The sequence below is a fragment of the Citrobacter sp. S46_ASV_140 genome (assembly GCF_018919545.1).
In the GTDB taxonomy this organism is placed as follows: domain Bacteria; phylum Pseudomonadota; class Gammaproteobacteria; order Enterobacterales; family Enterobacteriaceae; genus Citrobacter; species Citrobacter braakii.
Genome location: NZ_JAHLRC010000106.1, coordinates 1 through 12,074, shown reverse-complemented (window position 1 = coordinate 12,074; position 12,074 = coordinate 1). Strand labels below are relative to the sequence as shown.

Genomic DNA, 12,074 nt, shown 5'->3' with positions numbered 1-12,074 from the left:
GATCCCAGATAACTGCCAGGACCACCATCACGACTGTTGGCATCAACCACGCCAGCCCCTGCTCCGCCAGCGGTAAACGCTGGGTCCAGGCCGGTAACACGTCGCCAATTGCAGAAGCTTTAATGCCATCAAGGATACCAAAAATCAGGCTGATAAACATCGCAGGTGCAATGACGCGGGAAGAATTATGCCACCATGAGCGGGTAAAACTTAATACAACCAGTGCGATACATGGCGGATAGATAGCCGTCAGCACCGGAATAGAGATCTGAATCAGATGGCTCAGACCCAGGTTAGAGACCACCATCGAGAAGCCGCCGAGGATAAATACCAGCGTACGATAAGACAGTGGAACGTACTGGGCAAAGAACTCTGCGCACGCGCAGGTCAGGCCAACAGCGGTGACCAGACAGGCGATGAAAATCAACGCCGCCAGCAGGAAGCTCCCTGCGCCACCAAAGGTGTGCTGAACATACGCATGCAGAATTGCCGCGCCGTTAGCAGATTGATCGACCAGAATTGCACTATCTGAACCCAGACGGAACAACGCGAGATACAGCAACGTTAAGCCCACACCCGCCATCAAACCTGCCCAAACGGTATAACGGGTCAGCAGACGCGCTTCAGTAACGCCACGCGAGCGAGCGGCGTTGACGATAACAATACCAAATACCATCGCGCCCAGCGTATCCATGGTCAGATACCCGTTCACGAAGCCATTAGAAAACGCAGCAGTTTGATAGGCTTCCATCGCATTGCTGATCGGGCCTGCTGGCCAGACGATTGCGGCGACAGACAGGACCACCAGCGCCAGGATTTTCAGCGGGGCCAGGAAATTACCAACCGTATCCAGCAGTTTGCCCGGATACAGCGAAACCAGAATCACAATCGCGAAATAGACCACGCTGTAGATAAGCAGTGGCAGCGCGGAGTCACCGGTCAGCGGTGCAATCCCGACTTCGAAAGAGACCGTCGCGGTACGCGGCGTAGCAAATAACGGTCCAACAGCCAGGTAGCACACGGTCGCCAGCAGCAAACCAGCGACTTTACCGATAGGCGTGCTCAGTCGGTCCACACCACCACCGACTTTCGCCAGCGCGACAACGGTAAGTACCGGCAGGCCAACGGCGGTAATCAAAAAGCCAAAAGCCGCAGTCCAGACGTGTTCACCTGCCTGCAAACCAACCATTGGGGGGAAAATGATGTTACCTGCACCAACGAACAGTGCAAATGTCATAAATCCCAAAGCGATAATATCGCGCGATTTTAACTGATGGGTCATAAAGTCTTACTGCCTGTGGATGTGGTGTTGAAAATAATAAATTTTTGCCTTTCCCTGGGGGACAATACAGCGGCATTTTTGCTCAATTCCAGCGGGAAACACTCCCAGACTGGCGCGGCGAAGAATAGTTTTTCGATTTACCGCGTAAATGCAGTCGGTATGACAGCACCTGGAGCGCAATTTAAACGCTTATAACGTTTTAAAGCAAGGTGGGATCCCAAAACCAGAACAATATAGCGATATGAAAAATGGGGTTAGCACAAAACACCATTTCATGGAAAAAGGTATGGGTAATAGTTCGAACAAAAAACAACCAAACGTCGTAAAATTCAGGATGGTTATATTGACCGCATAGAAAAAGCCAGCTTGCGCTGGCTTTTGGAAAGATTATCTTACGAATGCGCCTTAACCGTTAATTTTGGCAATTAAACGTTCCGGGATCACGAAACTAAATCGCGTCCCAACGCCTGGTTCGCTTTCGATATTCAAGCGACTGTCGTGATGATGCAGCGCATGCTTAACGATGGCCAGACCAAGTCCGCTGCCGCCCGTTTGCCGCGATCGCGCCTTATCCACACGATAAAAACGTTCGGTTAAGCGTGGAATATGCTCGGCGGCAATGCCTGGACCGTTGTCTTCCACGCAAAACTCCGCTCCCGACGCCACATGCTGCCAGCGTACGGTAATGTGCGTTCCCGCTGGCGTATGGTTCACCGCGTTGTAGACGAGATTCGAGATAGCGCTACGCAACTGCTCCTCGTTACCCCGCACGTTCAGGCTGTTATCAACATCAAAGGTAAACGTATGTTTTTGCTGGCTCAGCGTTTGCGCTTCGTGTTCGAGCACGCGCAGCATCATGGGCACATCGACTTTCTCATTCAGCAGTAGCGTCGGCGCAGCCTCAATTTTTGACAGCGTCAGCAGCTGTTTCACCAGCCCTTCCATGCGATACGTTTGTTCGCGCATGGTATGCAGCGCTTTTTCACGCGTCGTCCCTTCCAGCGGATGCTCCTGCATCATTTCCAGGTACCCTTGTAACACCGTCAGAGGCGTACGCAGTTCATGGCTGGCGTTGGCGAAAAAGTTACGTCGTGAACCTTCCAGTTGATGCATCTGGGTAACGTCGCGCGCCACCATCAGCAGTTGCTTATCGGTATAGGGCATCACGCGAATTTCCAGATGCCGTCCGGTATTGAGTACCAGATTGATCGGTCGGCTAAAATCGCGCGTTTTCAGATATTGTGTAAATTCCGGGTAGCGCAACAGGTTAAGAATATTTTGCCCGCTATCGTCCGGCCAGCGCAGTCCCAGAACCTGCTGGGCCAGTCCGTTACACCAGAAGATACCGCCTTCTTCAGTGGTCAGCACCACCGCGTCGGGTAGCGATTCCGCCCCGCTACGAAAACGTTTAATCAGATTACCCAGTTCACGACGGCGCTTTTTGTTGCGCAGTTGCATTTGATGCAGCCCGTACAGCAACGGCTCCCAACTGCCTCGCCCCGGCGGCGGCGTCATGCTTCTGTCGACCCATAGCCACCAGGACAAACGTAATAAATTCCAGAAATGCCAGATAAGCAGGCCCGTTACCGACGCCAGCAAAAACCAGGGCAGGTAACCGAAAAAAGCGCTAAGGATAAATGCCGGTATGCAGCACAGGATCAGCTCCAGTACCAACCTTTTCCATGACAATCGTTCTAGCAAACGTCTTACTCCCTATACGGCCTAATCCTTCAGGCCCTGATTCTTGTCAGTCAGAAGCGGGTTGAAAAACGATATCCCGTCCCGCGAACCGTCTGCACCATACGATCGTGTCCGCTGTGCTCCAGCGCCTTACGTAAGCGGCGGATGTGCACATCCACTGTCCGGTCTTCCACGTACACATTGGTTCCCCAGACATGATTAAGGAGTTGCTCGCGACTGTAGACACGCTCGGGATGAGTCATAAAGAAGTGCAACAGTTTGAATTCGGTCGGCCCCATATCCAGCGGATCCTCACCGGTCATCACGCGATGCGAGGTGGGATCAAGGCTTAGCCCCTGCATCTCTATAACCTCTTCCACCGCCATCGGTGAAATACGACGCAGAACTGCTTTAATACGCGCCACCAGCTCCTTGGGAGAAAAAGGCTTGGTAATATAATCATCCGCGCCGGTTTCCAGCCCCCGGACGCGATCTTCCTCTTCCCCCCTCGCCGTCAGCATCATCACCGGGATATCCCGCGTCATCGCTTCGCGCTTGAGATGTTTAATAAACTGTAGACCAGAGCCGCCGGGAAGCATCCAATCAAGCAGGACGAGATCCGGCCAGGGTTCATTGAGTTGGTTCACAGCACTGTCATAGTCTTCGGCTTCAACGGGTTGAAATCCGTTTTGCTCGAGCACGAAGCAGACCATTTCACGAATTGGAGCTTCATCTTCTACGACCAGAATACGTCTCGCCATGATTTGCCCTGTTTGTAATTAAATCGTTTGCCATCAATACAGTGCCATTATGCGTCAGTTTTATGACAGATTTATGAAAAGATAGTCCAGGTTTAACGCAGCCCGGCGAATTATGACAGCCCGGAGACAAGATATTCCCACTCGTGAAGGGTTATAATCCCCGCCATTGTTTTACCGTCATGGAACTCTTATGCGCATCCTTCACACGTCTGACTGGCATCTGGGCCAAAATTTCTACAGCAAGAGCCGCGCCGCCGAGCATCAGGCCTTTCTCGACTGGCTGCTGGAAACGGCACAATCCCAGCAGGTGGATGCCATTATTGTGGCAGGCGATATTTTCGATACCGGCTCACCGCCTAGCTATGCCCGTGAGCTGTATAACCGTTTTGTCGTCAATCTGCAGCAAACCGGCTGTCATCTGGTGGTGCTGGCAGGCAACCACGACTCCGTCGCCACGCTCAATGAATCCCGCGATATTCTGGCGTTTCTCAACACCACGGTGGTTGCCAGCGCTGGCCATGGGCCGCAGATACTGCCGCTACGCGACGGTACGCCGGGGGCGATCCTGTGTCCGGTGCCTTTTTTACGTCCGCGCGACATCATCACCAGCCAGGCTGGGCTGACAGGACAAGAAAAACAGCAGCATTTACTGGGCGCAATCACCGACTATTATCAGCAGCAGTATCAGGATGCCTGCACGCTGCGCGGCGACCACAATCTTCCCATCATTGCGACCGGGCATTTGACCACCGTCGGAGCCAGTAAAAGCGACGCCGTACGTGACATTTATATCGGTACGCTGGACGCCTTCCCGGCGCAAAACTTCCCACCGGCAGACTACATCGCGCTGGGACATATTCACCGGGCGCAGATTATCGGCGGCACGGAACATATTCGCTACTGCGGCGCGCCGATTGCCCTCAGTTTTGACGAGTGCGGCAAAAGCAAATGTGTACATCTGGTGAGCTTTGACGCGGGGAAACTCAGCGCCGTTGAAAATATCACCGTGCCGGTTACGCAGCAGCTTGCGGTACTGAAAGGCGATTTAGCCGCCATTACTACCCAGCTTGAGCAGTGGCGCGGCGTGCAGCAAGAGCCACCGGTGTGGCTGGATATTGAAATCACCACCGACGACTACCTGCATGATATGCAACGTAAGATCCAGGCCTTAACCGAAGATTTACCGGTAGAGGTGCTACTGGTGCGCCGCAGTCGTGAACAGCGCGAACGCATTATGGCCAATGAACGACGTGAAACGTTAAGCGAGCTGAGCGTGGCAGAGGTTTTTGACCGCCGCCTGGCGCTGGAAGAACTCGAAGAACCGCAGCGTGAGCGGCTTAACCAGCTGTTTAGCGCAACCTTACAAACGCTTGCCGGGGAGGCTGAAGCATGAAAATTCTCAGCCTGCGCCTGAAAAATCTCAACTCCCTGAAGGGAGAATGGAAAGTCGATTTTACGGCAGAACCGTTTGCCAGCAACGGGTTGTTCGCCATCACCGGACCAACGGGTGCGGGGAAAACGACCCTGCTGGACGCAATTTGCCTTGCGCTGTACCACGAAACGCCACGCCTGAATACCGTGTCACAGTCGCAAAACGACCTGATGACCCGCGACACCGCGGAGTGTCTGGCCGAGGTCGAGTTTGAGGTGCGGGGCGAAGCCTACCGCGCATTCTGGAGCCAGAACCGGGCACGCAATCAGCCGGAGGGCAATCTGCAGGTCCCTCGCGTAGAGCTGGCCCGCTGCTCCGACGGTAAAATCCTCGCCGATAAGGTCAAAGATAAGCTGGAGATGACCGCCGAGCTTACCGGGCTGGATTACGGACGTTTTACCCGTTCGATGCTGCTGTCTCAGGGGCAGTTTGCCGCATTTCTCAATGCCAAACCGAAAGAACGCGCCGAGCTGCTGGAAGAGCTGACCGGCACTGAGATCTACGGCCAAATCTCCGCCATGGTATTTGAAAAGCACAAATCAGCGCGTACGGAACTGGAAAAACTGCAGGCCCAGGCCAGCGGTGTTGCGCTGTTAGCGCCAGAGCAATTGCAATCCCTGACAGAAAGTTTGCAGGTACTTACTGACGAAGAAAAACAATATCTTACCTGCCAACAAGCCCAGCAGCAGCACCTCAACTGGCTCATGCGGCAAAATGAGCTACAGGCGGAGATAAACCGCCACCAGCAGGCATTACAGGCTGCACTTCAGGCGCAGGAAGACGCGCAGCCGCAACTCGCGGCGCTGAGTCTGGCACTCCCGGCCAGAGCGTTACGCCCACACTGGGAGCGAATCCAGGAACAAACGGCTACGATAGACCGTACGCGACAGAAGATTCAGGAAGTGAATGCTCGCTTACAAAGCAGCTTAGCGCTGCGCGGACGTATTCGTCAGCAGGCACAAACGCAGTCAGCCGCTATGCTCGCCGGACAGCAAACGTTAACCGACTGGCTGAAGGAACAGGACCGCTTCCGCTTGTGGAGTAGCGAACTGGCAGGATGGAAAGCGCTGCTGGCCCAACAGTCCGACGCCAGCGCCCAACTGCGCCAGTGGCAGCAGTTGCGGGAGAACGACACGCGCAAGCTCGATGCGCTGGCGCTTCCCACGCTGACCCTTTCGGCACAACAGGTAACGGAAGCGCTGGCGCAACATGTGCAGCTTCGTCCGTTACGCCAGCGGCTGAGTAATCTGCACGGGCAAATCGCCCCGAAGCAAAAGCAACTGGCGCAGCTACGCGCCACGCTTGTGCAGCGTCAGCAGGAGCTGGCCCAGCGCAATGCGGTGCTTACAGAAAAGCGTCAGCGCTATAAAGATAAAAATCAGCAGCTTGCCGATGTGAGAATCATTTGCGAGCAGGAAGCCCGGATCAAAGATCTGGAAAGCCAGCGGGCACTATTGCAATCCGGCATGCCTTGCCCACTTTGCGGCTCCACCACGCACCCGGCGATTGAGCGCTATCAAACGCTCGAACTGAGTGTGAATCAGACACGGCGTGAAGCGCTGGAAAAAGAGGTCAAAACGCTGGCCGATGAGGGTTCAACGCTACGCGGTCAACTTGAGGCGATAACCCAGCAACTTCAGCGCGATGAACGCGAAGTACAAACGCTTTCTCAGGAAGAGCAAGCACTTACTCAAGAGTGGCAGACAGTCACCGCCAGCCTCAACGTGACGCTGCAACCGCAGGATGACATCGCCCCGTGGCTTGCCGCCCAGGAAGAGCACGAGCAGCAGCTTCACCAACTGAGTCTGCGTCATACCCTGCAGGCGCAAATCACCGCACACACAGAGCAGATTACTCAGCTCCAGCAGCATATTGACCAGCGTCAGGCAACGTTAACCGCCGAGCTGGCCCGTCATGGTCTGTCCCTTCCGACCGAGGCTGAAGTCGCCTCATGGCTGAGCGAACGGGCGAACGAAGCGCAAATGTGGCAGCAGCGCCAGAACGAACTGACTGAATTACAGGCTCGAATCGCCCAGCTTGCGCCGGTGCTGGAAACGCTGCCTGAAACCGATGCGCTTGGTGAAAACATTGAGAATCTGTCGCTGGAAAACTGGCGGCAGGTGCACGACGATTGCCTCTCTTTACAGGGGCAGTGGCAAACCTTACAGCAGCAGGAGGCGCAGGACGTTCAGCGCGCTGCAGAAATTCAGGCGCAGTTTGATACCGCATTGCAGGCCAGCATCTTTGCCGATCGCGACGCCTTTGTTGCCGCTCTGCTGGATGAAGAGACCTTTAACCGTCTTGAACAATTGAAGCAATCACTGGAAGGCCAGCGACAGCAGGCGCAAACGCTGCTTAATCAGGCGCAGCAGGCGCTGGCGACTCATCAACAACAGCTACCAACCGGGGTGGATCTCACGCTCACCGTGCAACATCTTCACGACGCGCTGGCGCAACTCACCCAGCAGCTACGGGAGAACACCACTCGTCAGGGCGAAATTCGCCAGCAGCTCAAGCAGGATGGTGAAAACCGCCAGCAGCAGCAGGCGCTGATGCTCGAGATTGCGAAAGTCGCACAGCAGGTCGAAGACTGGGGCTATCTGAACGCGCTGATCGGCTCGAAAGAGGGAGATAAATTCCGCAAGTTTGCCCAGGGGCTGACGCTGGATAATCTGGTCTGGCTTGCCAACAACCAGTTGACCCGTCTGCACGGTCGCTATCTGTTGCAGCGCAAGGCCAGCGAAGCGCTGGAGCTGGAAGTGGTTGATACCTGGCAGGCCGATGCCGTGCGTGACACGCGTACGCTTTCCGGCGGCGAGAGCTTCCTCGTGAGTCTGGCGCTGGCGCTGGCGTTGTCCGATCTGGTCAGCCACAAAACGCGAATTGACTCCCTGTTCCTCGACGAAGGTTTCGGCACGTTGGACAGCGAAACGCTGGATACCGCCCTGGATGCGCTCGATGCGCTCAACGCCACTGGCAAAACCATTGGTGTCATCAGCCACGTTGAAGCGATGAAAGAACGCATTCCGGTGCAGATCAAGGTCAAAAAAATCAACGGACTGGGCTACAGCAAACTCGATAAAATGTTTGCAGTTGATGCCTGATAGCATCTCAGCTCCAGAAGGCCGGATATGCGCCAGCGCTATCCGGCACGGCACATAGCACGATCGTGAATACACAAAGACGGATATGAAATGGCATTCCACTTCGCTTATCCGCAAGCTATCTCTATTGGCGGCGAACGTTCGCCGCTATGGCGCATATCGTGCGTCTTTCATGTTGGCAGGTGGTATGAAAAAAGTCATTTTCTCTTTAGCTCTGGGGACATTTGGGCTGGGCATGGCCGAGTTTGGCATCATGGGTGTACTCACCGAGCTGGCGCGGGACGTGGGAATTTCCATCCCTGCAGCTGGCCATATGATTTCGTTTTACGCTTTTGGCGTGGTGCTGGGCGCACCTATTATTGCGCTCTTTTCCAACCGCTTTTCTCTCAAGCATATTCTGCTGTTTCTGGTCACGCTGTGCGTGATCGGCAACGCCATCTTCACCCTCTCCTCCTCATATTTAATGCTGGCGGTGGGCAGGCTGGTTTCCGGCTTTCCACACGGCGCTTTTTTTGGCGTTGGCGCGATTATCCTGTCGAAGCTGGCCCGTCCGGGAAAAGTCACCGCCGCCGTCGCGGGCATGGTTTCGGGTATGACCGTTGCTAATCTGATTGGTATTCCCATCGGCACCTGGCTGAGTCAGGAATTTAGCTGGCGCTACACGTTTCTGCTGATAGCCGTCTTTAATATCGCCGTGATGGTCTCGATAACTTTTTGGATACCCAACATCAGCGATGAAGCCAAAGGGAAACTGCGCGAACAATTTCACTTTTTGAAAACCCCCGCCCCGTGGCTCATCTTTTCCGCCACCATGTTTGGTAACGCCGGGGTTTTCGCCTGGTTCAGCTACGTCAAACCGTACATGATGTTCATCTCCGGCTTTTCCGAAGCGCTGATGACCCTCATCATGATGCTGGTGGGATTGGGAATGGTGTTGGGAAATCTGCTGAGCGGTCGCCTTTCTGGCCGCTATACGCCGCTGCGTATTGCGGTAATAACCGACTTTGTAATTGTGCTGGCTCTGCTGCTGCTCTTTGCCTTTGGCGGGATCAAAGCCGCGTCGCTGATCTTCGCCTTTATTTGCTGCGCGGGCCTGTTTGCCCTGTCGGCGCCGCTGCAAATTTTGCTGCTGCAAAATGCTAAAGGGGGTGAGCTGCTGGGTGCGGCAGGAGGGCAAATTGCCTTTAATCTCGGCAGCGCGATTGGCGCCTGGTGCGGTGGTATGATGCTGACGCTGGGCTTTGCCTACAACTACGTGACGTTGCCGGCGGCGCTGCTGTCGTTTTCTGCGATGTCGTCGCTGCTGCTCTATGGTCGCCTGAAGCGCAGCGTATCCCGGATGACTCCCGCTGCCGGATAGCCTCTGCGCTACCCGGCAACGCGAACATTACTCCTGCGGCCACAACCAGGCCGCGCCGCGCACGCCGCTGGAGTCACCGTGCAGCGCCTTGCGTAGAGGCGTTTCGCACTCGCCGCCAAAGACAAACTGTTTAATCAACGTTGGCACGTTTTGATACAATCGGTCGACATTGCTCATTCCACCGCCCAGCACGATTACGTCCGGATCGAGAATATTCACCACATGTGCCAGTGATTTCGCCAGACGCAGCTCGTACCGACTCAACGCCTGTTCCGCCTGGGCATCCCAGGCATTAACAAGACTGATAATTTCACTGCCCTTGAGCGACTTACCGCTCAGACGCTGGTAGTCGGTGGCAAAACCGGTTCCGGAAATGAAGGTTTCAATACAGCCTTGCTTGCCGCAATAGCAGGGCACTTCCTGCCGATAACGCAGTTCGTCTTCGTCCATCCACGGCAGCGGATTATGCCCCCACTCGCCCGCAGTACCGTTCCCGCCCGTGTGCGCCCGGCCGTTCAGCGCCACTCCAGCGCCACATCCTGTACCGATAATCACCGCAAACACGGTTTGCGCCCCCGCCGCTGCACCATCAACGGCTTCAGAAACCGCCAGGCAGTTGGCATCATTTGCCAGCCGCACTTCGCGATTCAGACGCGTACTCAGGTCTTTGTCAAAAGGTTGCCCGTTAAGCCAGGTCGAGTTGGCATTCTTCACCACTCCGGTGTAGGGCGAAATTGAACCGGGAATGCCCATCCCGACGGTTCCCGACTGCCCGGTGGCCTTTTCCGCCATCTCCACCAGCGCGGCGATGGTTTCTATCGTTTGCCGATAATCATCACGCGGCGTGGGCAGGCGATGGCGAAAAAGCTGTTCGCCTGCATCGCCAAGCGCGATAACTTCCGTTTTCGTACCGCCTAAATCGATACCTATACGCACTGTTTGCTCCTCTTCCCGATTAACAATGCAAGCATAGCGACAATTCGCTATCATGCCCGCTGGATTTAACGACAAGGCCGTGGAAATTATCATGCTGTGGTTCAAAAATTTAATGGTTTACCGTCTTAGCCGCGATGTTTCTTTGCGTGCCGAAGAGATGGAAAAACAGCTGGCATCAATGACGTTCACCCCTTGCGGTAGCCAGGATATGGCAAAAATGGGCTGGGTTCCGCCGATGGGATCGCACAGCGATGCATTAACGCATACCGCCAATGGCCAAATTATTATCTGCGCCCGCAAAGAAGAAAAAATTCTGCCGTCGCCGGTTATCAAACAGGCGCTGGAAGCCAAAATTTTCAAACTGGAAGCTGAGCAAGGTCGCAAACTCAAGAAGACCGAAAAAGACTCGCTGAAAGATGAAGTTCTGCACTCATTGCTGCCGCGCGCCTTTAGCCGTTTCAGCCAGACGATGATGTGGATCGATACCGTCAACGATCTGATCATGGTTGATTGCGCGAGTGCGAAGAAAGCCGAAGATACGCTGGCGCTGCTGCGTAAGAGTCTCGGTTCGCTGCCGGTCGTTCCGCTGACGATGGAAAACCCCATTGAGCTGACGCTGACCGAATGGGTTCGTTCCGGTACAACGGCACAGGGATTCCAGTTACTGGATGAAGCCGAACTAAAAGCGATCCTTGAAGACGGCGGCGTGATCCGCGCGAAAAAGCAGGATCTGGTCTGCGACGAAATCGCCGTGCATATCGAAGCGGGCAAACTGGTCACCAAGCTGGCCCTTGACTGGCAGCAGCGCATTCAGTTCGTGATGTGTGACGACGGCTCTATTAAGCGTTTGAAGTTTAGCGACGAGCTGCGCGATCAGAACGAAGATATTGACCGCGAAGATTATGCTCAGCGTTTTGATGCCGATTTCATCCTGATGACGGGTGAACTGGCGGCGCTAATTAAAAGCCTGGTGGAAGGATTAGGCGGCGAAGCTCAACGTTAAGCCGTAATTACCGAATGGCGGCACAATGTCGCCATTCGTCATTTCTATGCTTACAGATAGCGGCAAAGATAGGATGTTGGCTCTGCCACCTGCAGATGAAACTCGCTGTTGCCCGGTACGTTGAACACGCCCCCTGCGGCATACACCTTCCACTCGGTTTCCCCCGGCAGCAGCACGTTCAGTGCGCCGCTAACGACAGTCATCTCTTCAGGCGCCGCAGTACTAAAGGTATATTCGCCTTCAGCCATCACGCCAACACTGGCGCGGCCAGTACTGCTGCTGGTAAAACCGATCGATTTTACTTTGCCGGAAAAGTATTCATTACTTTGAAGCATACAACTGGCCCTATCTCGTGATTAAGTTGAGAACCAATATAGGGGGCTGACGTTCCACCTGTCACGCAAAATTACGCCAACAGTTCCGAAGCCAGTCGGGCAATCAACACATTAGACAGAAGAACCGGGACATCCAGCGATTTTTGCAGTAAATCGCGATGGCGTTGATTGAACCCCAGAC

The 12,074-nt window shown here is 54.7% G+C and carries 10 protein-coding genes; 4 read left to right on the top strand and 6 right to left on the bottom strand.

Annotated elements, in window-relative coordinates; all coding sequences use genetic code 11:
* The 3 genes from brnQ to phoB all read right to left on the bottom strand — a co-directional run.
* A partial coding sequence (brnQ, locus tag KQJ19_RS19060) for a branched-chain amino acid transporter carrier protein BrnQ (protein ID WP_216403991.1) occupies nucleotides 1-1,282 on the bottom strand: 1,282 nt, incomplete at its 3' end.
* A gap of 405 nt (nucleotides 1,283-1,687) precedes the next feature.
* Entirely contained in the window at nucleotides 1,688-2,983 is a 1,296-nt protein-coding gene (gene phoR / locus KQJ19_RS19055; protein WP_047357682.1) for a phosphate regulon sensor histidine kinase PhoR, read from the bottom strand.
* Between the two features lie 50 nt (nucleotides 2,984-3,033).
* A complete protein-coding gene (phoB, locus tag KQJ19_RS19050) occupies nucleotides 3,034-3,723 on the bottom strand; it encodes a phosphate response regulator transcription factor PhoB (RefSeq protein ID WP_003021496.1) in 690 nt (229 codons plus the stop codon).
* Nucleotides 3,724-3,913: 190 nt separating this feature from the next.
* Between phoB and sbcD the strand changes: the two genes are divergently transcribed.
* From sbcD to araJ, 3 genes are all read left to right on the top strand, one after another.
* Nucleotides 3,914-5,116 (top strand): exonuclease subunit SbcD, encoded by a 1,203-nt coding sequence (gene sbcD / locus KQJ19_RS19045; protein ID WP_200079424.1) that lies wholly within the window; start codon nucleotides 3,914-3,916, stop codon nucleotides 5,114-5,116.
* Entirely contained in the window at nucleotides 5,113-8,259 is a 3,147-nt protein-coding gene (sbcC, locus tag KQJ19_RS19040; RefSeq protein ID WP_216403990.1) for an exonuclease subunit SbcC, read from the top strand. The genes sbcD and sbcC overlap by 4 nt, the downstream gene beginning before the upstream one ends.
* 187 nt (nucleotides 8,260-8,446) lie before the next feature.
* Nucleotides 8,447-9,619, top strand: a complete 1,173-nt coding sequence (gene araJ / locus KQJ19_RS19035; RefSeq protein ID WP_216403989.1) for an MFS transporter AraJ — start codon at nucleotides 8,447-8,449, stop codon at nucleotides 9,617-9,619.
* 27 nt (nucleotides 9,620-9,646) lie between these two features.
* On the opposite strand, the gene mak is transcribed toward araJ, so the two are convergent.
* A complete protein-coding gene (mak, locus tag KQJ19_RS19030; RefSeq protein ID WP_200046341.1) occupies nucleotides 9,647-10,555 on the bottom strand; it encodes a fructokinase in 909 nt (302 codons plus the stop codon).
* Between the two features lie 91 nt (nucleotides 10,556-10,646).
* Between mak and rdgC the strand changes: the two genes are divergently transcribed.
* Nucleotides 10,647-11,558 carry a recombination-associated protein RdgC gene (rdgC, locus tag KQJ19_RS19025; protein WP_003021479.1) on the top strand — a complete coding sequence of 304 codons (912 nt, stop codon included), beginning with the start codon at nucleotides 10,647-10,649 and terminating at the stop codon, nucleotides 11,556-11,558.
* A gap of 50 nt (nucleotides 11,559-11,608) precedes the next feature.
* Here the strand turns inward: rdgC and ppnP are convergent, their stop codons facing one another.
* Both ppnP and KQJ19_RS19015 read right to left on the bottom strand, forming a co-directional pair.
* Nucleotides 11,609-11,893: a pyrimidine/purine nucleoside phosphorylase gene (gene ppnP, locus KQJ19_RS19020; RefSeq protein ID WP_047501953.1), complete on the bottom strand. Its 285-nt coding sequence runs from the start codon at nucleotides 11,891-11,893 to the stop codon at nucleotides 11,609-11,611.
* A gap of 71 nt (nucleotides 11,894-11,964) precedes the next feature.
* A partial coding sequence (locus tag KQJ19_RS19015) for an AroM family protein (protein ID WP_216403992.1) occupies nucleotides 11,965-12,074 on the bottom strand: 110 nt, incomplete at its 5' end.

What these genes read in the sequence shown, in the direction of transcription:
- phoB (WP_003021496.1), bottom strand. Translation starts at nt 3,723, where the DNA reads ATGGCGAGACGTATTCTGGTCGTAGAAGATGAAGCTCCAATTCGTGAA.
- sbcD (WP_200079424.1), top strand. Translation starts at nt 3,914, where the DNA reads ATGCGCATCCTTCACACGTCTGACTGGCATCTGGGCCAAAATTTCTAC.
- sbcC (WP_216403990.1), top strand. Translation starts at nt 5,113, where the DNA reads ATGAAAATTCTCAGCCTGCGCCTGAAAAATCTCAACTCCCTGAAGGGA.
- araJ (WP_216403989.1), top strand. Translation starts at nt 8,447, where the DNA reads ATGAAAAAAGTCATTTTCTCTTTAGCTCTGGGGACATTTGGGCTGGGC.
- rdgC (WP_003021479.1), top strand. Translation starts at nt 10,647, where the DNA reads ATGCTGTGGTTCAAAAATTTAATGGTTTACCGTCTTAGCCGCGATGTT.
- ppnP (WP_047501953.1), bottom strand. Translation starts at nt 11,893, where the DNA reads ATGCTTCAAAGTAATGAATACTTTTCCGGCAAAGTAAAATCGATCGGT.